General features: G+C 48.3%; 23 protein-coding genes. 18 read left to right on the top strand and 5 right to left on the bottom strand.

Annotation, left to right across the window (positions count from 1 at the left end; genetic code table 11):
- On the top strand, positions 1 to 801 hold the full coding sequence (locus tag GK108_RS04035; RefSeq protein ID WP_163943113.1) for a metallophosphoesterase family protein: 801 nt from the start codon (positions 1 to 3) through the stop codon (positions 799 to 801).
- 69 nt (positions 802 to 870) lie between these two features.
- On the opposite strand, the gene uvrB is transcribed toward GK108_RS04035, so the two are convergent.
- Positions 871 to 2,892, bottom strand: coding sequence for an excinuclease ABC subunit UvrB (gene uvrB, locus GK108_RS04030; protein WP_163943110.1), 2,022 nt, complete (start codon positions 2,890 to 2,892; stop codon positions 871 to 873).
- A 164-nt stretch (positions 2,893 to 3,056) separates the two neighbouring features.
- Complete coding sequence (locus tag GK108_RS04025; protein WP_163943107.1) at positions 3,057 to 4,328, bottom strand: MFS transporter; 1,272 nt, start codon at positions 4,326 to 4,328, stop codon at positions 3,057 to 3,059.
- Between the two features lie 133 nt (positions 4,329 to 4,461).
- Between GK108_RS04025 and treF the strand changes: the two genes are divergently transcribed.
- The 4 genes from treF to GK108_RS04005 all read left to right on the top strand — a co-directional run bounded on the left by treF (position 4,462) and on the right by GK108_RS04005 (position 8,872).
- Entirely contained in the window at positions 4,462 to 6,006 is a 1,545-nt protein-coding gene (treF, locus tag GK108_RS04020; protein WP_163943105.1) for an alpha,alpha-trehalase TreF, read from the top strand.
- Positions 6,007 to 6,092: 86 nt separating this feature from the next.
- Entirely contained in the window at positions 6,093 to 6,845 is a 753-nt protein-coding gene (locus GK108_RS04015) for a hypothetical protein (protein ID WP_163943102.1), read from the top strand.
- 93 nt (positions 6,846 to 6,938) lie between these two features.
- On the top strand, positions 6,939 to 7,556 hold the full coding sequence (locus GK108_RS04010; protein WP_163943099.1) for a hypothetical protein: 618 nt from the start codon (positions 6,939 to 6,941) through the stop codon (positions 7,554 to 7,556).
- A gap of 122 nt (positions 7,557 to 7,678) precedes the next feature.
- The gene (locus tag GK108_RS04005; RefSeq protein WP_163943096.1) at positions 7,679 to 8,872 is read left to right on the top strand and encodes an acyltransferase family protein; all 1,194 of its coding nucleotides are present in this window, start codon (positions 7,679 to 7,681) and stop codon (positions 8,870 to 8,872) included.
- A gap of 1 nt (position 8,873) precedes the next feature.
- Here the strand turns inward: GK108_RS04005 and GK108_RS04000 are convergent, their stop codons facing one another.
- Both GK108_RS04000 and GK108_RS03995 read right to left on the bottom strand, forming a co-directional pair.
- Positions 8,874 to 10,388 carry an amidase gene (locus GK108_RS04000; protein WP_163943094.1) on the bottom strand — a complete coding sequence of 505 codons (1,515 nt, stop codon included), beginning with the start codon at positions 10,386 to 10,388 and terminating at the stop codon, positions 8,874 to 8,876.
- Positions 10,389 to 10,446: 58 nt separating this feature from the next.
- Entirely contained in the window at positions 10,447 to 12,009 is a 1,563-nt protein-coding gene (locus tag GK108_RS03995; RefSeq protein ID WP_163943091.1) for a M61 family metallopeptidase, read from the bottom strand.
- A gap of 264 nt (positions 12,010 to 12,273) precedes the next feature.
- On the opposite strand from GK108_RS03995, the gene rpmH reads away from it, so the two are divergent.
- The 7 genes from rpmH (at position 12,274) to GK108_RS03960 (ending at position 18,086) form a co-directional block, all read left to right on the top strand.
- A complete protein-coding gene (gene rpmH, locus GK108_RS03990; RefSeq protein ID WP_163943087.1) occupies positions 12,274 to 12,441 on the top strand; it encodes a 50S ribosomal protein L34 in 168 nt (55 codons plus the stop codon).
- A 102-nt stretch (positions 12,442 to 12,543) separates the two neighbouring features.
- Entirely contained in the window at positions 12,544 to 12,915 is a 372-nt protein-coding gene (locus tag GK108_RS03985) for a ribonuclease P protein component (RefSeq protein WP_163943071.1), read from the top strand.
- A gap of 52 nt (positions 12,916 to 12,967) precedes the next feature.
- A complete protein-coding gene (locus GK108_RS03980) occupies positions 12,968 to 13,978 on the top strand; it encodes a hypothetical protein (RefSeq protein WP_163943068.1) in 1,011 nt (336 codons plus the stop codon).
- A gap of 26 nt (positions 13,979 to 14,004) precedes the next feature.
- Complete coding sequence (locus tag GK108_RS03975) at positions 14,005 to 15,660, top strand: S41 family peptidase (RefSeq protein ID WP_163943064.1); 1,656 nt, start codon at positions 14,005 to 14,007, stop codon at positions 15,658 to 15,660.
- Positions 15,661 to 15,754: 94 nt separating this feature from the next.
- Positions 15,755 to 16,444 (top strand): tRNA (adenosine(37)-N6)-threonylcarbamoyltransferase complex dimerization subunit type 1 TsaB, encoded by a 690-nt coding sequence (tsaB, locus tag GK108_RS03970; RefSeq protein ID WP_163943061.1) that lies wholly within the window; start codon positions 15,755 to 15,757, stop codon positions 16,442 to 16,444.
- 103 nt (positions 16,445 to 16,547) lie between these two features.
- Positions 16,548 to 17,324 (top strand): type III pantothenate kinase, encoded by a 777-nt coding sequence (locus tag GK108_RS03965; protein WP_163943058.1) that lies wholly within the window; start codon positions 16,548 to 16,550, stop codon positions 17,322 to 17,324.
- A gap of 126 nt (positions 17,325 to 17,450) precedes the next feature.
- Positions 17,451 to 18,086, top strand: coding sequence for a hypothetical protein (locus GK108_RS03960; RefSeq protein WP_163943056.1), 636 nt, complete (start codon positions 17,451 to 17,453; stop codon positions 18,084 to 18,086).
- A 125-nt stretch (positions 18,087 to 18,211) separates the two neighbouring features.
- Here the strand turns inward: GK108_RS03960 and GK108_RS31515 are convergent, their stop codons facing one another.
- Positions 18,212 to 18,418, bottom strand: coding sequence for a PLDc N-terminal domain-containing protein (locus tag GK108_RS31515; protein ID WP_163943053.1), 207 nt, complete (start codon positions 18,416 to 18,418; stop codon positions 18,212 to 18,214).
- A gap of 155 nt (positions 18,419 to 18,573) precedes the next feature.
- Here GK108_RS31515 and GK108_RS03950 point away from each other — a divergent pair, with 155 nt between their 5' ends.
- From GK108_RS03950 to GK108_RS03925, 6 genes are all read left to right on the top strand, one after another.
- Positions 18,574 to 19,161 (top strand): methyltransferase family protein, encoded by a 588-nt coding sequence (locus tag GK108_RS03950; protein WP_163943050.1) that lies wholly within the window; start codon positions 18,574 to 18,576, stop codon positions 19,159 to 19,161.
- Positions 19,162 to 19,290: 129 nt separating this feature from the next.
- Positions 19,291 to 19,926 carry a Crp/Fnr family transcriptional regulator gene (locus tag GK108_RS03945; RefSeq protein WP_163943048.1) on the top strand — a complete coding sequence of 212 codons (636 nt, stop codon included), beginning with the start codon at positions 19,291 to 19,293 and terminating at the stop codon, positions 19,924 to 19,926.
- A 75-nt stretch (positions 19,927 to 20,001) separates the two neighbouring features.
- Complete coding sequence (locus GK108_RS03940) at positions 20,002 to 20,808, top strand: sulfite exporter TauE/SafE family protein (protein ID WP_163943046.1); 807 nt, start codon at positions 20,002 to 20,004, stop codon at positions 20,806 to 20,808.
- A gap of 82 nt (positions 20,809 to 20,890) precedes the next feature.
- Positions 20,891 to 22,306: an MBL fold metallo-hydrolase gene (locus GK108_RS03935; RefSeq protein ID WP_163943044.1), complete on the top strand. Its 1,416-nt coding sequence runs from the start codon at positions 20,891 to 20,893 to the stop codon at positions 22,304 to 22,306.
- A gap of 124 nt (positions 22,307 to 22,430) precedes the next feature.
- Positions 22,431 to 23,003, top strand: a complete 573-nt coding sequence (locus GK108_RS03930; RefSeq protein WP_163943042.1) for a YeeE/YedE family protein — start codon at positions 22,431 to 22,433, stop codon at positions 23,001 to 23,003.
- Between the two features lie 13 nt (positions 23,004 to 23,016).
- Positions 23,017 to 23,523, top strand: a complete 507-nt coding sequence (locus GK108_RS03925) for a DUF6691 family protein (RefSeq protein WP_163943040.1) — start codon at positions 23,017 to 23,019, stop codon at positions 23,521 to 23,523.
- The last annotated feature ends 2 nt before the right edge of the window (positions 23,524 to 23,525 follow it).

Here is a 23,525-nt window from a genome sequence, read left to right as displayed (position 1 = left end):
ATGCTAACAATCGCCATTATCAGCGATATCCACGCCAATCTACCTGCTCTCGACGCCGTTCTGAAGGATATAGACCAACGTAACGTTGACCAGATTTTTTGCCTGGGCGATCTGGTTGACTTCGCGCCCTGGCCCAACGAGGTTATTGATAGAATACGGAAAAACCGGATCACTACGTTGATGGGCAATCATGACGAACGTATCGCCTTCGATCTCCCTACCGTTCCGCTCAAGAAACATAGTGCTACCGAGACGCAGGTTCGGTTTTCGGCTATCGATTATACCCGCCAGACAATCCGCCCCGATAACAAAGCGTACCTGGCCAGCCTTCCCAGAGAATGCAGGCTTTCGTTTACGTTCGGAGAAAGCCGGTTGAACCTTCTACTGGTTCATGCCAGCCCACGAGCGATAGACGAGTATATTTATGAAAACCACGACGAGCAGGATCTACGGGCTATGATGGAGGCCAAAAACGCCGATACGTTGGTTATGGGTCATACGCATCTATCATACATACGGTCCCTCTCTTCCGCAACGACTACCGATCCTATCCCTAAACTAGCTATAAACTGCGGCTCGGTTGGCCGATCGAAGGAAACCAAACCACTTGCTACGTACCTGCTGATTACCCTCTCGGCCCAAAGCCAGTTCTCTCCCGATGCCGTGACCTACGAACTCGTTCATGTGCCTTATCCAATCGAGCAGACTATTGAGGCTATACGAATGAGCCATATACCGGATTTTTACGCCCATTTTCTGGAACGGGGCCATATCCAGGAATTCAAAGAAAAGGCAGTGTAAGGACTGGCTGTAAAAAAGCTGGCAGGCTACGATTGCCTGCCAGCAGAATGGTTTATAAATACGTCGATATTAGGCTGTTTCTTTCTTCAGTTTATCCCGAAGCTGGAACAGTTCATCGCGCAGACGAGCCGCTTCGAGGAAGTCAAGGTCTTTGGCCGCCCGCTCCATTTTCGACTGCGTTTCGGCAATGATTTTTTCCAGGTCGCCACGGCCCATGTATTGCACCACCGGATCGGCGGCAATACGTATCTCTTCCGGCTCAACGTAGAAGTGTTTCGCTTTGGAATCAGCCACTTTAGTCTGACCCATGATTGCCTCCCTCGACTTCAATACGGTTGTCGGCACAATACCATTATCGGCGTTGTATTCCATCTGAATGGCCCGACGTCGGTTGGTTTCATCGATTGCTTTCTGCATCGATCCCGTAATGGTATCGGCATACATAATCACTTTTCCATTCGCGTTTCGGGCGGCCCGGCCGATGGTCTGAATCAGCGATCGTATATCGCGCAGGAATCCTTCTTTATCGGCATCCATGATCGCCACCAACGACACTTCCGGCAAATCGAGTCCTTCGCGGAGGAGGTTCACACCAACCAATACGTCGAAATTACCTAGCCGCAGATCGCGCAGAATTTCGACCCGGTCCAGTGTTTTCACCTCTGAGTGAATGTAGCGCGTTTTGATACCGACCCGGTCCAGATATTTGGTCAACTCTTCGGCCATTCGTTTGGTTAACGTCGTTACCAGAACGCGCTCGCCGTTTTTAATCCGGCCATCGATCGACTCCAATAAATCGTCGATCTGGTTCAGACTTGGCCGTACTTCAATTTCTGGATCGAGCAGGCCAGTTGGACGAATCAGTTGTTCGACCACAACACCCTCGCTTTTCCGCAATTCATAATCGGCGGGTGTGGCCGATACGTAGATCGTTTGTCCCGATAAATCTTCGAACTCCTGAAACGTCAGCGGGCGGTTATCCATCGCGGAGGGCAGCCGGAATCCGTAATCGACAAGCGCCGTTTTACGGGAGCGGTCCCCACCCCACATGGCCCGTATCTGCGGAATCGTTACGTGGCTTTCGTCAATCACCAGCAGATAATCGTCCGGAAAATAATCGAGCAAACAGAATGGACGTTGTCCCGGCTGCCGCCGATCAAAATAGCGGGAATAGTTTTCAATACCGGAACAATAGCCCAGTTCCCGCATCATTTCCAGATCGAACTCCGTACGTTCTTTGATACGGGTAGCCTCCTGCTCCCGAAACTCCGATTCAAAATAGCGGACCTGCGAAACCAGATCATCCTGAATTTCATACATCGCATTGTTGAGCGTATCGCGGCCGGTTACAAAGAGGTTTGCCGGGAAGATGGTTACGATACGTTCCTCCGAAATTTTCTTACCCGTCGACGGATCTATCCGCTGAATGGTTTCGATTTCATCGCCGAAGAAAATAACCCGATAGGCAAAATCGGCATACGCTACGTAGAGATCGACGGTATCGCCTTTCACCCGGAAGTTGCCACGCTGAAAATCGCCTTCCGTTCGGCTGTACAGAATCCCAACCAGTTGGTGTAAGAACTGATTTCGGCTCAGTCGTTCGCCCACACCAATATTCACTACGTTCCGTTTAAACTCTTCGGGGTTGCCCATACCGTAGATGCACGACACTGACGCTACCACAATTACATCGCGCCGACCACTCATCAGAGCCGACGTAGCAGCGAGCCGAAGCTTGTCGATTTCTTCATTGATAGCCAGGTCTTTTTCGATGTACGTATTAGTCGTGGCAATGTAGGCTTCGGGCTGGTAGTAGTCGTAGTAGCTAATAAAATACTCGACGGCATTTTCCGGAAAAAACTGCTTGAATTCGCCGTATAGCTGCGCTGCCAACGTTTTATTATGACTTAATACAAGCGTTGGGCGGTTCGTATGAGCGATAACGTTGGCAACTGAGAATGTTTTACCGGACCCCGTTACGCCCAGCAAAACCTGCGCCGGTTCGCCTTCTTTTAATCCCTTAAGCAGTTGTTCGATAGCCTTCGGCTGGTCGCCCGTTGGCTGAAATTCTGACGTTAATTTGAAGTTCATTAGTCGAGCTGAGTAATCTGGCTAATTTACGAAGATTTGACCTGAATCGCAAGGTAGCTTTACAGATAAGCAAGCCGTAAACCCTCCAGTACAGGAAAAGATTGGGCAGCATCGTTCAGCATTAACTTCTCTGGCAATTTTACGTTAAAAAGAACTACACGAGATTAGTGAGCGCCAACGCTGGCCGTCTCCTTCAAAACGCTGCTGACACCAGCTCTGGCCTGCATCCGGCGGAATGCTGTCAACAGAAGCAGTAACAGACCAATGGGCACTAACGAAAAGTAGAAGGCCGTTTGTCCGCCGTAGGTTTCGAAAACGTGTCCCGTTATTAGTGAACCAGTTGTTCCACCCAGTGCCGAAAATATAACGATCAGGCCTGCCATTGGCCCATGCTTCCGAAGCGGTAAACTGCTCAGAATGGCGGAGTTAATGGCCGGATAAATGGGAGCAATCAGCAGACCAATCAGCGGGAAGATAAACGCGGCCATTGGCGCATCGGCCCAGCCCGTCACTACGGTATTGCCCACCGAACTAGCCATGGGCAACGCCAGCATAACCAGTCCGGCAGCCGTGATCAGACAACCAATCAATAGCCAGTACCACGACAAACGACGTAGTAAAACGCCCGCCAGAAAACGGCCGATTGCTGTAGACGCGGCCAGAATACTAGCCATTTGAATACTAAGCGAGGTCGGCAGTTTCAGAATCTTACTATTGAAGGTTGGCAGCCAGCTCATGATACCCTGTTCCATCAATACGTACACAAAAGCCGTCAGCACAAAAACCATCACAACCGGCGTAATAGCCAGTTTAACCATATCTCCCAAGTCGTCGGCTAGCGATTTAGCCTGTTCATGCTCAACACTCGATTCATCAATGGGTGTACTCAGGAGCAATAGAAAAGTAATCAGAGCAATACCGGCCAGAACATAATACACCGTCAGCCAGGCGGTTGACTGCGGATTATTATCATCAACAAAGGCGCTGAACAGAAAATAACCCGACAGAACACCAATCATGAAGAACGACTCCAGAAAATTCATAAAGCTGGCGTGTTCGTTTGCGTCTTCCGTAATAAGTCCTATTGTTGCAAAAATGGAGACTTTAATGAGCGCAAAGCTGGCTCCAGTGGCAGCAAACAGTAGTTTAGTCGTCCAGAAGCCCGGCACCTGGGGCATCAGCAGACACGCCAACGTAACAATACCCAGCGCAATCAACATGGCACGTTTGTAGCCTATACGTGTGCTGTACGAAGCGATCAGAAACGAAACAAAAGCAATGGTAAGGTCTTTAAATGCTTCCAGTACACTAGCCGACGAGGCCGATACGCCATAATTATTCTGAACCTGTAAAATGACGGTTCCAACGCTGTTTAATAAGATGGCGAAAACAAAATAGTTAAGTAGGAGTGACAATTTAATACGCCAATAGTTCATAAAATACGGTGGTTACTCGTTTAGAGGTCATAAACATACTGATTTTCTTTTCCCGTTAGAATTATATTATTTCTTTTGTTCTAACAAAACCTACCGTCACATTTAGTACACTTAACGACTAGTTTTAATTACTTTGACCAAACAATCGAATCCCCTATCGCCTGACCAGCTCTTCGGTCAGTTTTTTCGTGATGTACAACTAGGCCATGTGTTCACTGACTCGAAAACCTTTGTTGACTCCGTACCGAAATCGTCCCCGGCCGAGGTGATTGCGTTATACGATACGGAAAAAACGAAACCCGATTTTGACCTGGAAACATTCATACGTACCAACTTTAGAGTACCCGAAAAAGTAGCCAGCAACTACGTTAGCGATACGTCGGTCTCTACCGCCGAGCACATCAATCGACTTTGGGACAGACTAACTCGGCAGGCCGATACGCCTGAAATGGGGGGTTCACGTATCGCCTTGCCTTTCCCATACATTGTTCCGGGCGGTCGATTCCGGGAAATATTTTATTGGGATAGTTATTTTACGATGCTGGGTCTTCAGGAGTCGCTTGAAACAACTCCCAACAGCCTTGAGCTGATCCAGGGCATGGTCGACAATTTCGCCTATCTGATTGATCGATTTGGGTTCATTCCGAACGGGAACAGAACCTATTTCCTGAGTCGGTCGCAACCGCCTTATTTCTCGCTGATGGTGAAATTACTGGCGGCTATTGAAGGCCATGACGTACTGACGAAATACTTGCCTCAATTAAAACGCGAGTACGATTTCTGGATGGCTGGCAAAAGCCTGATTCCCGATGGTCAAAACCTGCATCAGCGAGTCGTTAAAATCGACACGCAAACCTACCTCAATCGGTACTGGGATAATACGCCTACTCCCCGCCCTGAAGCCTACCGACAGGAAATCGAATTAACCGACGAAGCAAAAGAGATGGGTGTAAAACCAGAAGTGCTGTATATGCACATCCGGGCCGCCTGCGAATCGGGCTGGGATTTTAGCAGCCGCTGGTTTTCAGACCCCAACTCAATGGCCCTGATCCATACAGCCGACTTTGTTCCCGTCGATCTGAACTGTCTCTTATACGACCTTGAGCTGACACTACAGGATGCTACGTCGCAAACAGATGATTCGACAACACCCGACGACTTTGAATCACTCAGCACACGTCGCAAACAGGCTATTCAGCAACTCTTCTGGAACGATGAAACTGGTTTTTTTCATGACTATGATGCGGTAACTAAACAGCAAACCCCTTATCTGACACTGGCCGGTGTTTTTCCGCTGTTCTTCAACATTGCTACGTCAGAACAGGCTGCTCGCGTTCATGAACGACTAAAAGACGATTTTCTGCAGGCTGGTGGCTGGGTCACAACATTGGAACGTAGCAGTCAGCAATGGGATTGGCCCAATGGCTGGGCTCCCTTACAGTGGATCGTGTATCGGGGCTTGCAGAACTACGGCTTTCAGGAAACAGCCAATGAAGGCCGCGACCGCTGGCTGGCCTTGAACGACAAGGTATTTAAAGCCACCGGTAAAATGATGGAAAAATATAATGTTGTTGATGCATCGCTTACAACGGGTGGAGGAGAATACCCTAACCAGGATGGGTTTGGCTGGACTAACGGTGTGTATCTGAGACTCTTAAAAGACACCAAACCGATTTAATTCAGTAAAGGCGTAATTGTGGCATTGAATTTGTTTATAAAGTCTACTGAGGACCTATACCAAACTCATTTGTAGCCAATTACGCCATGAAGAAGTTCTATCTAACCGTTTTAGCCGCCGGAATGACCACCGTTTCCTTCTGCCAGAAAAGCTTTATTTTATCCCATCAGGATAAGAAAGGCTTCTTCGCGGTGTCTGCCGGAGCCAGTTTACCGGTTGGCCTCTTCGGCAGTTGCGCTCCTGGCGAAGAACAGGCTAGTATGGCTGGACGTGGTGTATCCATAAATTTATCAGCGGGCTATCGGCTCATTGGCCCGGTAGGTTTGATGATCAAAGCCGAACAACACCGTAACGCCTTACAAACCGACGCCCTACTAACGAACGTTTATCGATCGGAGCAGGATGTATGGACGGCCAAAGCCGACCACTGGTCTGTAACGACAATCATGGGAGGTCCGTACGTCAGTATTCCTATGGGTCGCTTCTCCCTTGATGCCCGATTGCTGGCTGGCCGCGCCATGGCGGTGCTGCCCAACACGGCCATCAATGGTAATATCGGCGATGTGAATATGTCGGTGCAGACGACCGGTTCAGAAAGCTGGGCAACGGCTTTAGGCGGTGGTCTAAGTCTGAAATATCGATTAGGGCGTAGCTTCTCACTAAACTTGAACGGCGATTATACACAAGCGCTTTGCACGTTCAACAACCTGACATCGAAAGCCAAAACAACAAACGGCCAGTCGGAAAGCTCGTATTACAGCAGCAATCGTCCTGTTAGCGTCGTTAGTGTATCGGCTGGGGTTGCCATCTTATTCGGAAACCACTATCGTCCGTTCTAACGACCGTTAGTTTACACGCAGAACGGTTTATCCGTATCTATTTGCAACCCTGTAGGAGGTGCGCTAGTTTAGTAGTTATAAACGTACCTAGTTATGACACCTCTCCGCAAACATACCTTTCTACGACGCGTAAAAGATATTACACTGAGTGCTACCCTAAGCCTTGCCTTACTGAATGGCGCTGTCTTGCTGCAAAGCTGCGGCAATAACCAGTCCGACGAACCCGAGCAGACCGAAACGAGCTTTAAACAGGGCGTTCGAACCTATATCACTGAAACAGCGCCGGGTAATTTTAAAATTACCGACGAAGTTCAGGCCGACCCCGATAAAGCCGGGGCCATTGTCAGTTACTACGACGGTCACCGCGATACACTCAGCATAGAAGCGGCTAAAAAACTGGTTGACTCCGACGAATCGACCCGAACGTACTTGCAGAATCCGGGCGCTTATCAGTCCTACCATCATCACAGCGGCCTGTCGAGTGCCTTGCTTTGGGGAAGTCTGGGCTATATGCTGGGCCGATCAACAGCCCCTCAGTATCGCGCCGATGAGCGTCGATATGGTTCTGGTTTCTACGCCAACTCTGGCGCATTTGACCGCTCCCAGCAACTACGCGAAAACGTACGCACATCGCGCGTCGTACGAACGACTCGTCCTTCGGGTGGACGTAGTGGCTTTTTTGGCGGACGTAGCAGAGGTTTTTCTTCGTAACAGCAGTACGGTTCAGGGCCGATTACTCAGTTCTTTATGGGTGCCTATGGTTTCTTGCGGGCGCACTTGATGAAGCAAGGAGACTTTTTGCTTACTTTTACGGCTGAACCGAATTAGGCACTATGTCGGCTACTAATCCTTCTGCCGTCTACTTCCCCGGCTTTAATGGGGTACGATTTCTTGCAGCATCGTCGGTGGTTTTCCACCATATTGAGCAGTTTAAAACCATTTACGGGTATACCGATACGTTCACCAGAACCAATGACTATCCGGTCGTTTATCAGGCTGGTCGTTTGGGCGTAGCCTTGTTTTTTGTTCTAAGTGGCTTTCTCATTACGTATCTGCTTCTGGCCGAAAAGCAATATGCCGGACGCATTCACATTGGCAATTTCTACGTTCGACGCGTGTTACGTATATGGCCTCTGTATTTCTGGATTGTTGGCTTAAGCTTTTTTGTTTTCCCGCACATTCCGGCCCTATACATCCCTGGCGTATCCGAGTTTGCCAACGACCATTTCTGGTCTAAGCTGGCCTTTTTCGGCATTGTCATGCCCAATATTGCCCTGGCTTTATATCACGAAATGCCTTTGTGCTCGCATACCTGGTCGATTGGCGTTGAAGAACAATTCTATTTGATCTGGCCCTGGTTAATTGGCAGTTTGCGCCCTCGCCGGACGCTGCTCATCCTGGCCAGCATAGCTTTCGTTTTAGCGGGCATTTTCTTCTGGCTACGTTACGGTCCTGGTTCTACGGCACCGGAAGCCGGTACAAGCATGCTGCTGGTATCCGATTTTCTGGCCCATTTCCGGATTGGAACAATGGCGATTGGCGGCATTGGCGCTTATCTGGTGTTCAAAAAGCACCCTATTCTTACTTTCCTGTATCTGAAACCCGTTCAGTGGGTAGTGTATGCCGTTCTGGCAACCATGCTCGCCCTGGGCGTTCGAATACCGGGCCTGAACTACGAAGGATATGCCTTATTCTTTGTGTTCCTGCTTATGAATCTGGCTGCCAACCCAAACTCGGTAATCAACCTCGAAAACAAGTTCTTTAACTTTATGGGTAAGATTTCGTACGGTACGTACATGTATCACCCGGTCGTTATCGTGCTTTCGTTGTACGTCATTCGTCAGTTCATACCATACGGGCTGGGCTTTTCTGTACTGCTCTACGTAGCCAGCTACGCCCTGACCACACTGGTTGCCTGGGTATCGTACGAATATTTCGAGAAGCAGTTCCTGAAATTAAAAGATCGGTTTGCTCCCGGCGGGAAACCTGTTAAAAGCGAGCCCGTAGTAGTAAGTAGCCGACAATAGTCTACACTGACGGGCGCTTATTGAACCACGGACGTTCCTGCTCTAGCTGTCCTGCCAGCCGAAACAGGGTAGCTTCGTTACCGAGTTTAGCCGCAAACATAACTCCGATGGGCAAGCCGTCGGGCGACCAGTGTAAAGGCACTGACATCGACGGCTGACCCGTCATGTTTGTAATAACGGTAAACGAAATATAGCCCAGTGACCGTTCGGCCAGATCGTTCACGATTTTGCTACCATTCAGGTATTTCAATCCGCCCAGTGAATCAACTAACTTCAGCAGTCGCTGTTCCGAAGCCGTGTTCTGATACGTACCAATCGGAATAGGCTGACGCGGTAGCGTTGGAGTTAAAAACAAATCGTACGTCTCATGCAGTTGCCCCATGCTACGGTTCAATGTATTCCAGCGACGCTTCTGATACGCTACGTCCACGGCCGAAAATCCATCGGCCAGCCTTGCCTGCGCCCAGGTATTTAGCTCAACATCATCCCGACGGACAGGTCGGCCGAGGTGGTTACTTAATTCACGCAACGTAGCGGCCGTTTCGCTCAGTACATTCACAAAAAAGGCTTCTGTTACGAGTGTCTTTTCGTAGGGCAAGGGCACTTCTTCTACCGTATGTCCCAGACTTTCTAACAGACGGGCGGCTTCCCGAACCGCTTTTACACACTCCTGATCTACAGGTTGTGATTCAATGAGCGTTTGGGTCGAAAAGGCAATCCGAAGTTTTCCCGGCTCGCGGCTGACCTCGTCAACAAACGGACGTACAGGTGGTGCAATTCCATAAGGGTCGCCAGGGAATCCGCCGGAGACGACATCCAACAAACCGGCGCTATCCCGTACGCTACAAGTAACGGCGTGTCCGATGACGGCTCCATTCCAAAGCTCACCAAAACGCGGCCCCAACGTAACGCGTCCTCGGGACGGTTTCAGCCCAAACAATCCACAGCAAGCCGCCGGAATACGTATTGATCCGCCACCATCCGAAGCCGAAGCCGCTGGTACGATACCAGCAGCAACCGCCACCGCCGAGCCACCACTCGATCCGCCGGGCGAATGGGTTGTTTTCCAGGGGTTCCGGGCGGGTCCATAGAGTTTCGATTCCGTATAGGGTGTAAGGCCAAACTCCGGTGTATTGGTCTTGCCGAAAAAAACCAGTCCGGCCGCTTTTAATCGCCGAACGGCTTCGCTGTCGGCGGGTGATACGTAATGCTGATAGCCCCTACTACCCGATTTCATCGGTGTTCCACCCCATTCAAATTCCAGATCTTTCAATAGGAATGGGACGCCCCGGAATGGGCCTGAGTCAGGCAATTGCTTACTGATCTCCCACCCTTTCTCATACAGTGGCGTTACAATGGCATTTAGCTCAGGATTAACGGCTTCGGCCCGTGCAATGGCTGTTTCAAGCAATTCGGCCGGTGTTACGTCGCCCGACCGAACCAGTTCGGCAAGGCCAGTGGCGTCGTGCTGAACGTAGTCGTCAAACGGTATTCCTGGCGTGGCAGATGGTGGCATGGGGTTCAGAATTACGGTTTAGGATAGCACTATTTACAACAAAATGCAGACACTACGCTCATTTTGCGACCACATCTTTACCCAGCTTTTCTTTTGGCACCAGACCATCATGCGGTCTTTCAGTCAACGTACCACCAAACCAGTGAGCCCGCTGCTGGGCGGCAGCCAAATCGTCCAGTTCCAGCAGTCGAATGCCGCCCGCCGAGTCGGCAGAAGGTGTTTCGTAGACAATCTCCAGTCCAACCCATGCCAGGTAATCGTTTAGTTTCTCTTCGAGCGACTGATTCCCGAAAATGCACAGTTCATAGTACCAGTCCAGCGGCTCCCCGGCTACTTCTTCGGTAATGGCCCGATAGTCCTCTAACGTGTATCCAACGAAGGGTTTACCAAACCGCTGCCACATCCGTTTCATAACATCATCCAACGAACGCGCATGGTCAGAGAGACGACGAATGTGTAGATCCAGAATCAGGGCAGCAATGGCTCCCTTGTGATAGACCGAAACTTTACGATCAGGAACACCCTTCTCGTAGCCGTCGAGCCATAAATCCCACGACGACTCAACCAGCGACTGAAACGCCCGGCCGTTATTCTCAAAATGACGTTTGAACAAAACCTGAAGCTCTTTCAGATAAGCCTCGTCGTTGAACACACCCGACTGACGTAGCATCAGATCGCCGTAGTACGTTGTTACGCCTTCAGCCACAAAGCAGGTCTGAAAATAGTTTTCTTTCGTAAAATCGTAGGGAAGTAACTCAACAGGCCGTATTCGGATGATGTTCCAGGCATGAAATAATTCATGCGACGATACGCCCAGTAAATCGACGTAGAGCCCTTCGCCTTCGTCGTTCGGACCAAGCACCAGCACCGTCGAATTGCGGTGTTCTACACCGTGGTAGTAAGGCACTGGCAAAATCAACGTCAGGAAGTGATAGTCCTGTTCAGGAAACTCGCCATATAATTCCAGCTGCTTCTGCGAGAATTGGAAAAAATCGTTCCGAATCCGATCTGCATCGAAGGTTGGTTCGCCATTGGTTCGCCAGCCTCCGTGAATCCAAACATGGAAGGAAACCCCGTTTATAGCATAATCGATATGCTGAATAGACGGAGCGGCAATTAGCGGACAATCAACGAGTTCATAAAAATCAGCAGCACGTAGCGTTTTCGCGTCTATTTTCTCCAGACCGCAGGCTACCATCCATCCGTCGGGAATAGCTAGCTCAAGCGTACAGGCTTCGTCGATACGTCCTTCGGCATAGACACACAAATTGACCGGATTAACGTACAGCAACGTATCGCTAATGAAGCTGCTACCGGCATTCAGCAGATTGGGCACCAGTAAAATGGCGTAATAATTATACCGGATTATGAGTTCTTCGGCCCCGTTTGTCTGTACGACCCACCGATCTTTCGTTAGTTTACGGAAGGGGAGTTTTTGGCCAGTTCCGTCAACTACGTCAAACCGCTGAATATTTTTGGCAAACTGCTGTAGCTCATATCGACCAGGTCGCCAGGCTGGCAATTGAAGTTCAACTTCCGACTGCTGTTGAATGGCTGTCAGATGAGCCTCGACGGCAATATAGTGTGGTAAATCAGGATCGGCAGATAGGCGGTAATGCATTGGCAGGAGCGTAAACAAATAATGGGTAAATGCTGGAATCAGACAGTCCAGAGTCCCACAACAGGTTGGTAATTGGTACTACCAACAGGCTACGGCACCCCGTTTGTTCTACCTAAATTACCGGATTTACCCAATAACTACGTATTAAATAGCTAACTCCTTTACAGATAAAACGTTTTTCCAAAAACAAGCTTGGTAAACTAGCGTGATTCCACTATCTTTGCGGACTCATTTGGAAATAAGGCTCTTTTAGGAAGATATATCATGAAAAGAACGTACCAACCATCGAACCGGAAGCGGAAAAACAAGCACGGCTTCCGCGAGCGGATGTCAACCGCTAATGGCCGCAAAGTGCTGGCAGCTCGCCGTGCAAAAGGTCGTCACAAACTGACCGTTTCAGACGAGAAAAAAGGCGATCGCTTTAAAATTTAATTAGTTTACAGTTTTCAGTCCACGGTTTTCAGCATCAATACGTCAGCTAACCGCTCGGGCGGTGCTGTGAAAACGACACACTGAGTAACTATAAACTAAGCCATGCAGCAAACCTTTACCAAATCGGAGCGGCTTTGCAGCAAAAAGGTTCTCGGCGAATTATTTAAAAAAGGTAGTGCGGCTGTACGGACGTTCTACCTTTTTCCATTTCGCGTACTGTATATTCCGCATACCGAAGCTTCTTCTTCTGGCCTGCCCGCTATTGTCATTACGGTCCCGAAACGAACCTTCAAACGGGCCGTTGACCGAAACCTCATTCGCCGACGTGTTCGCGAAGCGTATCGGCTCAACAAGTCGGCTTTTCATTCCGATTCATCTCATCCGGCCTATATCGCCTTTTTGTATACCGCTAAGCAGATTATTTCGTTTGAAGAAATAGAAAAAGGTATGAAATTGGCGCTAAAAAAAATGTAGCCGGATCAAGCTGGCGTTCCAGTACTCATCCTTAGCTATTGGATCGTTTCTCATGAATCTCCCGCTTTCTTCATTTCGCTGGATTCTTTTATTCACAGGATTAGTCGTGCTGATTATCGGGGCAGAGCTTTTTGCTGTTCAGTCCTCAGCCTTTAGTCGTTATCCAGATTGGGTCTCGACGGGAGTTACCATCGACATGGTCGTGATAATTCCTGCCTTTTACTACGTTCTGATTGTTCGTCAGCTTAAGATAAATGCGAAGAGTCTACTTGCCGTTTTTGGCGTAGCTCTGAGTATAACAACACGCATACTACCAGCAAACCATCAGCAATTTATCGATCTGCTACGCCAGTCGCTGATACTGCTCGAATTGTTTTTTGTCGGTTATGCTCTTTTACGTATCAAACAGCTAATTAGTCATTACCAGCAACTCAGCGTACAAAATCCTGACTTTACCAGGAATCTGCTTCATAGTCTTGACACAATACTGGGCCATTCCCGATTTAATCGTATTTTAGTAAGCGAACTGTCTATTCTACGATACGGTTTGTTAGGGAGTTGGGTACCTGTAGAAAAAACAGCTGCCGATAAAGCCTTCAGTTCGCATCAGGCATCTGGCCAAACAGCCTTGACAATAGGACTGATCCTGATTGGTCTTATTGAAACGGTAGTTCTGCATGTACTACTGAACCGATGGAGCCCCGTGGTGGCCTGGTGTGCAACGATAGCAGGTTTTTATGGTCTTTTGTTTTTTGTCGCTGACCTGGTCGCTACGATTAAACGACCAGTGTTAATTCGGGACAATCAGGTTATTTTTCGATTTGGCCTACGTAGTTATGGCGAAGTAGCCATCCATCTGATTGATCAGATAGTAGCTATCAATGATAAACCAGAGCGACACTCAGACCTGTTAACTGGTACGCTTTTGGCAGCCCCTAACCTACTGATCACGCTACGAGAACCAGTCGTAATGAGCGGTCCGTTTGGCACTCAGCGGTCTGTACGACGAATCGCTTTATTTATTGACAACAAACAGCAATTTATTCAAGAATTGACACACTAAACCGCCTTTATAGTACCGAACAGGTTATGAAAAAACACTGGAAATCCCTTGCTCTTGCTGGTGCTCTGGCCGGGGGCTTATCGTTGGTAGCGATGAAAACCGACGACCGCTTCTTCGAAATTGCCCGCAACCTCGACATCTACGCTACGTTGTTCAAGGAGCTGAATATGTATTACGTCGATGAGGTGAACCCCAACCGAATGGTTAAAACCAGCATCGACGGGATGCTAAAAGCGCTCGATCCCTACACGAACTTCTTCGCCGAAGACGAGATCGAGGATTACATGACCATGACCACCGGTCGGTATAATGGCATTGGTGCTTTGATTGGCCAACGCCAGAGCAAGAACATCGTCCTGATGGTCTACGAAGGAACGCCCGCCGAAAAAGCAGGACTACGTATTGGCGACGAAATCCTGAAAATAGACGGTGTCGATATTAAAAACCGCAAAGATGTTGACCCTGGCAAACTGCTGAAAGGTCAGAATAATACGGCTGTAAAACTCACCGTGCAGCGCTTCGGCGAAAAATCGCCTTTAGATTTATCGGTTAGCCGCGACGTAGTAAAAATGACGAACGTACCGTATTACGGTATGATTTCGGAAGATGTAGGCTATATCGATCTCAAGGATTTTACGGCTACAGCGTCGCGCGAAGTTCGTACGGCTTTTCAGGAATTGAAGGGAAAAGGAATGAAAAAACTCATTCTGGACGTTCGCGAGAATCCCGGCGGTCTGCTTAATATGGCTATCGACATCTGCAATATTTTCATTCCGAAAGATTCAGAAGTGGTAACCACCAAAGGCAAAGTAACGGAGTGGAACAAAACCTACACGGCCTTAAATCCGCCAATGGATCTTGAGGTACCAATCATTGTGCTGACTAATAGCCATAGTGCTTCAGCCGCCGAAATCGTATCCGGCGTTATTCAGGATTATGACCGGGGCGTGTTGATTGGTCAGCGGACGTATGGAAAAGGGCTCGTTCAGACCACTCGTGAGCTGTCGTTCAACACAAAGCTTAAAATCACGACAGCCAAGTATTACATCCCGAGCGGACGTTGTATTCAGGCCATCGACTATAGCCATCGCAACGCCGATGGTAGCGTTGGTAAAATACCCGACTCACTCAAAACTGCCTTCAAAACCAAAGCGGGCCGTGTTGTTTACGACGGTGGTGGCGTGTTGCCAGACGTAGTGATTGAAGCACCGAATCCAACCCCCATTGCGCTGAGCCTAACCAACAAAGGGCTGATTTTTGATTATGCGGTAAAATATCGGCACGATCATCCAACCATTAAACCGGCCCGTGAATTCCACCTCACCGACGCCGAATATCAGGATTTCGCAAAATGGGCTGGCGATAAAGAATACGATTATACGACCCAGGTTGAAAAAGATCTTGGTACGTTAGAAGCTTCAGCGAAAAAAGAAAAGTATTTCGATCAGATTCAGGACCAGCTGAAAGCGCTGAAAACGAAAGTTTCGCACAGCAAAGAAGCGGATATGATGACCTTCAAAACCGAAATCAAGACCCTACTTGAGCAGGAAATCGCAGGCCATTATTATCTTCAGAAAGGCATAAAAGAAGCCTCTTTTGCTACTGATCCCGAACTAAAAGCAGCGCTCGACCTCTTTAAAGACATGAATCGATACACGTCGATTCTGAAAGGAGGGAAATAATACAATGATGAATCAGGAATGATGAATTGATACGCAACGATTGTTTTCATATCAGTTCATCATTCCTGACTCATCATACTTAATTTATCAACCAGTGCTTATTCTTTCTATTGATACCTCTACGGCTTCGTGCTCTGTGGCCCTGCATAACAACGGTACGTTACTAGGTTGTTATGAATTGTTCACGGAACGAACGTCAGCGGCTATGCTGACTACACTGATCGAGAATGTGGTTAGTCATAGTGGTTTTACACTCAATCAACTGGACGCCATTGCCGTAGCCAAAGGCCCAGGCTCCTACACCGGATTGCGCATCAGTGTGTCAACGGCTAAGGGGCTTTGCTTTGCCCTCGATAAACCACTTTTAGCCGTCAATACGTTGGCTGGTATGGTTGAACAGATTAGGAGTTTTTATCCTGACAACTACGTACTTTGCCCCATGATCGACGCCCGTCGGATGGAAGTATACTGTGCTTTCTACGATACGTATGGCCAAGAAATACAGCCTACATCGGCCGAAATTATTGACGAAACATCGTTTGCGGATAAGCTCTCAACAGGTCCGGTCCTATTTTTTGGGGATGGAGCCGCTAAATGTAAAACCATACTTAGCCATCAGCCAAACGCTATCTTCCTCGAACAGCTCATTACTCCTTCAGCCCGGACGATCGGCACAGTAGCCTCCACTCATTATGAGCCATGTAGGGTCGATGATCTGGCAAATTTCGAGCCTTTTTACCTCAAAGATTTCATGACTACGAAGCCTAAAAAGGCTATTCTTTAAGGACAGCATCCACCGTAGCGGGGCAATCAATATGTAACACTTTTGTGAGAATCTGACCTTTTTCTCCTTAATTCGCCCCGACAAACGTCCCTTTCCCGCTCTCGTGCAGATTATTGTAGACATTGGTAATACCGACGCCGTTTTTGGCCTTTACAATCAAGCAGACTGGCAACACATCTGGCGTACGCCCTCCCGATACGACGAATCCGCCGAGTCGTACGAAGCACGGTTACGGCTATGGCTGTTAGAAGCCAATATATCGCTAAGCAGTATTAAAGCCACCATCCTTAGCAGCGTAGTACCGAACGTAACGCCCATTATTCGATCCATGCTAACGGAATTATTCGGTTACGAACCGATTGTGGTTGGCCCCGGCGTTTACCCCTTGCTGCCTATCGACATTTTACGCCCCCACGAAATAGGAGCCGATCTGGTTGCCAATGCGTTAGCGGCCTTTACACGGTACCAACGAAACTGTGTGGTTGTTGATTTCGGGACAGCTCTAACGTTTACTACGGTATCGGGCGAAGGCAAAATGCTAGGTGTGGCTATCACGCCTGGATTAAAAACCGCCATTCGGTCGCTATTCGCCAATACAGCTCAACTTCCTGAAGTGCCTATTGAGGTTCCTTCATCGGCGCTGGGTACCAATACGACTCACGCGATTCAGGCGGGCGTAATCTTAGGCTACGAAGGACTGGTCCGCTCTCTACTCGACCGCATCCGAACGGAATTAAACGGCGACTGCATAGCCGTTGCTACCGGTGGCCTCTCGAACCGTATTCCTTCTTTACGGAATGCTTTTGTCGATATTATTCCCTCTCTCACGCTGGAAGGAGTCCGTTTGATTGGCGAAACGGTAATCGATTCAACCAACTAAGTAGAAACGTAGGAAGTCAGCTCTTTTTGCCAGGAATCTTAGAGTGTATTGCTTATAGCAGGCATTCAGTATGTAAACTGTCTCTTGTCGTTAGATACTTGACCTAATCAATACCATTACTCTACGATGAAAAGATCTTTTTTACTCTGCTGCATCTTGTTGATACTTTCCAATTGGGTTTGTGCCCAGTTCACTAAATCCTATAATAAGTCTATACATATTTCGACTGAAGCCTTATGGGTAAAAGGCGATCATCAGGAACAATCTCCTGCCATTCGTTACTCCGTGTTATACAGTCAACCATTAGCAAACACGCGTTGGACGATGGAAGCTGGCCTAAGTTTTACGAGTCGATACACCAGAGACCGCTTTTATACATCTACTGTTTTCTGGGAAAACCAGCGTACCCAATTGGCAACAGTAGATGTAAGCTTTCTTTTTAACGTAATTAATCAGAAACGCCATACTGTTGCTTTTGGAGCGGGACCTTCCTTGTGGTTTTTACGCAATGGGAATACGTACGATGTCGCAGGACAAGCTAATCAAAATGGCGATATTGAGACCATTTCTTATCGCTGGGTTTACACGAGTGCGTTCAATGTGGGTTTGAATTTACGAACTACCTACACATATGCCTTAACGGATCGGTTGCTGATAGGTGCTCGGTTGGGTGTAGGGGGTAATTTGTTTCGATCGTCATCAGAAGGAACATTATATGGCACCCTTTCAACGATTGGCCTAAGTGCAGGCTACCGATTCTAATTCGTTCTGAGTTGATCAAAATTCAGATCAGATAGTTACCTGACTACCAGACATCGTTATAGTTTACGTTAGATTAAATCCATACGTAGCATATAGCATAACCCAGGCAAAATTTAGATCTGCATTTATGACCTATCTGAAAATTGCTGCTTTCTGAACGTGAGATAGACAATCCAGCCCAGAGGAATAAATAGAATGATAAAGCACCAAATTGTCTTTATGTTGAAAGATACCGGATGCCTGTAAAGCTGGACAAGGGCATAAATAGAGCCAAGCAGTTGAAGCAATACAACGATCTGCCAAAAAATAAGCCCAGAATCAGGTGATAGCATATGCATAGAACTTAACTTTCTGTCTGTCACGTTTACGGAAACGGAACAGAATAGCACTATGTACACGTGCTACGTATCCTCGTTAGCGACGCTACGTAGTAAACATACTCCTTTCTAATAGATTCACATCGATTTTCGAGCAAAACGTTTGCCCAATGTATTACGCATACATTTTACTAAGCTGGTTCCTGTTTGGGCTAATTCATAGTCTGACGGCCAGCTTATGCATGAAGCAAACGATGGCGAACAAACTAGGGACGTTTAACCGGTATTACCGGTTGCTATATAATGGCGTTGCTGTTGCTACGTTCGTACCTGTACTTTGGCTTCACCGAACGGCTCCGATTGATTACGTCAGCTCCTGGCGAGGTAGTTTATGGCTTGGTACGCTCCTCGCGGGCGTAGGGCTAACAATTGCTGTTATGGCACTACGTGGCTATGATATGGCCGAATTTGTTGGCTGGCCAGCCACTGCTAAAACTTCCGATAGCCAGGAATTACGGCAAAGTGGCCTGCTCCAATACGTTCGTCACCCTTTATATACGGGTATCATTCTCTATCTGCTGGGCCTCTTGATAACACAACCTACCTGGTCGTATCTGATTCTGCTACTGGCCGCCAGTATATATATACGAATCGGCATCCACTTCGAAGAGCAAAAACTGGTCGCGTCTTTCGGAAACGCCTACAAGCAGTATCGCCAACGGGTACCGATGCTCATCCCACGTTTTTCACAGCCTTGAACGTAATCGATGGATTTGCTGTAGACTAAGGACGGCTCCGTTACGTTATTGAGTGGTTTCAGCTTCCTATGGCGTCAGCAATTATTTACCAACGATTGACGTATCGGCCAACACTTTTTTCGTACTCGAATGACGTTAACAACCTCTTATTTACAGGAAATCTTTACTGGCCTGTTTGAGCTTCCTCTACTGGATGAAATAGCCAGGGTTGGTATCCATAAACGAGTTTCGGCTGGTACGTACATGATTCGACCCGGCGAGTTTATTCGATCGGTTCCTATTCTTGTTCGGGGCTCAATTAAAATTATGCGCCCCGATAATCAGGGCCGAGAAGCGCTTTTGTATTACCTGGGTGGCCTGGATTCCTGCGCCATGTCGCTTACCTGCTGCATGGGCGGTCGTAAGAGCGAAATCACGGCGCTGGTTGAAGAAAATACCGAACTCATTGCTATTCCAGTCGACAAAGTCGACGAGTGGATGTGCCGGTATTCCAGCTGGAAACAGTTTGTTTTCCTGACGTATCAAAAACGCTTTAATGATCTGTTACAGACCCTCGACGAAGTTGTATTCCACAAACTGGACGAACGGCTGCTGACGTATCTGCGTAAAAAAACGGACAGTTGCCAGTGTACAGTCCTTTCTATCACCCACGAAGAAATTGCGCACGAATTAGCTACGTCCAGAGAAGTTATTTCGCGACTTCTGAAACAGCTGGAGAAGGCCGGACAGGTTAAATTGATGCGAAATAAAATTACGATTCTCTAAATTTTGAGACTCCTGTAACTTTTGTCACGGAACGCCCGCCCGATGGCCCCTACTTTCGATCAAAAAAAGTAGGGTATGAGTTCTTCACAAATTGCGGGCTTCGGCGCTTCTGTGCTCATTGGCGTTAGCCTGGGCCTGATTGGAGGTGGAGGAAGTATCCTCACCTTGCCGGTACTGGTTTATTTACTGCACATTAACCCAATTCTCTCAACGGCTTACTCGCTATTTATTGTTGGCTCCACCTCACTGATTGGCTCCATCAATTATATCCGGCGCAATCTGGTCAACTATTCGGTAGCCCTGTCTTTCGCACTGCCTTCGTTTATTACTGTCATCATAGCCCGGCGACTTCTTCTGCCTCAAATTCCGGAGTCGATTCAACTGACTTCCACGACGCATCTATCAAAGGACGTAGCACTGATGCTGGTATTTGCGCTTATCATGCTGGTTGCTGCTTTTGCTATGATTCGGGAGCACAACGCCGACAGTAACTCCGAACCCGAAAAAAGAGTTAGTTACACACTGGTGTCGCTGGATGGCGCTTTGGTAGGCATAGTAACGGGTTTGCTGGGCGCAGGTGGCGGATTCCTGATTATTCCGGCCCTGGTGATCTTTGCCCGTTTACCCATGAAACAGGCGGTGGGCACATCATTATTAATTATTGCCATCAACTCACTGATCGGATTTGCCAGCGGACTGGAACACTACGTTATGGACTGGGCCTTCCTGCTCAAATTCACTACGTTAGCCGTTATTGGTATCAGCATCGGCACCTGGGCCACCCGTTATATTGCAGGGGCTATTTTGAAGAGAGCCTTTGGCTGGTTTGTGCTGCTACTGGGTCTGTATATCATGAGCCACGAGCTTTTTTTCTCGTCCTGAGCCTTGTGTGATACTTATCACTGACGGCCATTTACCGACCAACTACTTTTGTTCATCAACCTGAAACTAACCAAAACAGACCATGTTTTTTCAGCATATTTATGATAAAACGCTGGCGCAGGGAAGCTACCTGATTGGATGCCAGAAAACCGGAGAAGCCATCGTAATTGACGCCAAACGCGACGTGGATACATACCTCACGCTGGCGCAGCAAAATGGCCTGCGGATTACGCACGTTACCGAAACACACATTCATGCCGATTTCCTGGCTGGTTCGCGGGAGCTGGTATCCTTAACCGGGGCTACGCTCTACCTTTCCGACGAGGGCGGTCCAGACTGGCAGTACGCTTTTGCTCATGAAGGGCTGCGTGATGGTTCCGTTATTCGGGTAGGCAATCTCACGCTGGACGTGCTACACACACCAGGCCATACGCCCGAAAGTATCAGTTTTCTGCTTACTGACCACCCCGCTACCGATCAGCCCGTGATGCTGTTTACCGGCGATTTTGTTTTTGTAGGTGATGTTGGTCGTCCGGATCTGCTGGAAAAAGCGGCCGGATTGCAGGGAACTCAGTTTACAGGTGCTCATCAGCTCTTCGGGTCGCTTCAACGGTTCACTACGTTGCCCGACTATTTACAGGTGTGGCCGGGCCATGGAGCAGGGTCAGCCTGTGGGAAAGCACTCGGAGCGGTTCCTTCCACAACAGTCGGCTACGAGAAAATCCGTAACTGGGCCTTCCAGTACGATGAAGACGAACAAAGATTTACGGAGTATTTACTGGCGGATCAGCCGGAAGCACCCCGGTATTTTGCCCAGATGAAACGACTCAATAAAGTTGATCGTCCGTTACTCCCCCACGTACCAACGCTTAAAAAACTCAGCCCAGCCGACGTAACAGAAGCGCTAAAACAGGGAATGAAATTAATTGATACGCGCCCTAAAACAGCTTTTGCCCAGGGCCATGTACCGGGCAGCCTGAATATTCAGGGCAACAATTCCTTTGCAACCTGGATGGGCTGGCTAATTAGCTACAACGAGCCGTTTATGCTGGTGGGCGATGAGTTGCAGATGGAAGACTTTACGCGTAAGCTAATGCGTATTGGCCTGGATCAGGTCTATGGGTACGTAAATGATATCAATGATTTAGGCTATGATTTACAATCGTCCGATGTGATCAGTCTTCCAGAATTCAAAACATACCTGAATCGAGACGATGTACAGATCATTGACCTACGCGGAGCTACCGACTATAAAAAAGGGCATATCGACGGCGCTCAGAATATATTCGTCGGTACGTTACCTGACCATCTCGATCAGATCAGCCGCGACAAAACGGTAGTTGTCTACTGCCAGGGGGGCGACCGTGCCACCATTGGTTATTCTATTTTGAAAGCCAATGGCTTCACGAAGGTAAAAAATTACGCAGGTAGTATGAACGAATGGGTAGCCGAAGGTAATCCGGTCACTACCGAAACCGAAGAACCCGTCACCTATTGACCAACCTACTGATTGATAACACCTGCTGTTTTCTATCAGCTCGGCTGGCGAACCAGTTTAACTGATCGGAAACAGCAGGTAGACCGATAATTAACAACTAGTACATTCATAAGCCGCGTCACGCATGACATTTCTGGAATTGATCCGACACCCGTGGCCATGGTACGTAGCCGGGCCAATGATCGGACTTACAGTACCTATTCTCTTATTATTGGGAAATAAATCATTTGGCATATCGTCGTCGTTACGACACATCTGTGCCGCCTGTATGCCAGCCAACATCTTCTTTTTTCAGTACAACTGGCGAAAAGAAGCCTGGAATCTGTTCTTTGTGGCTGGCATCGCTATTGGTGGCTTTATAGGCGCTCACTGGCTGGACGATCCAAATGCTTTTCAGATCGCCCCGGCTACACAGTTGGCATTGCGGGACTTAGGCATCAAGGATTTCTCGGGCCTCATGCCTGCTGATCTGTTTAGCCCCAATAATCTATTCACGTTCAAAGGACTGATCTTTTTCGTGCTGGGTGGATTCCTGGTTGGTTTTGGAACGCGCTGGGCAGGTGGTTGTACGTCAGGACATGCTATCATGGGCTTATCTAACCTGCAATGGCCTTCGCTGGTAGCTACCTGTTGCTTCATGATAGGTGGCTTTGCCATGACGTATCTGATTTTACCTTATCTGCTTCAACTTATCTAATCAACGTAGCGAGATGCGCACAACATTCTTTTCTCCCGCAAAAACAGCACCCGACGAGTTTATTGCCTATAAAAAAACGACCAGTACCGAGTCGACCAGCTTCCTTCCCAATCTGAAATACCTGCTGGTGGGCATCGCCTTTGGTGTCGTATTTGTCAAAGCAGAAATCATCTCCTGGTTCCGCATTCAGGAAATGTTCCGACTCGACTCGTTTCATATGTATGGCGTTATCGGATCGGCCATACTGACCGGCATCTTATCGATATGGTTGATTAAACGCTTCAATATCAAAACGCTTACCGGCGAAACCGTATCTATTGCCCCAAAAACGTTCAGCAAAGGGCAGATTTTCGGCGGTCTGATGTTTGGCCTTGGCTGGGCTGTAACCGGTGCCTGCCCTGGCCCTTTGTTCGCCCAGATTGGCAGTGGCTATGTCGTTGTTACGGTTACCCTACTCAGTGCCATCGGCGGTACGTGGCTTTATGGCTACTGCCGTGAACGGTATTCGTTTTTTCGATAAGC

It is taken from the genome of Spirosoma terrae (assembly GCF_010435915.1).
GTDB classification, from domain to species: Bacteria; Bacteroidota; Bacteroidia; order Cytophagales; family Spirosomataceae; genus Spirosoma; species Spirosoma terrae.
Note: the sequence above shows the minus strand (reverse complement) of the source record. Positions and strands in the feature narration are given on the sequence as shown.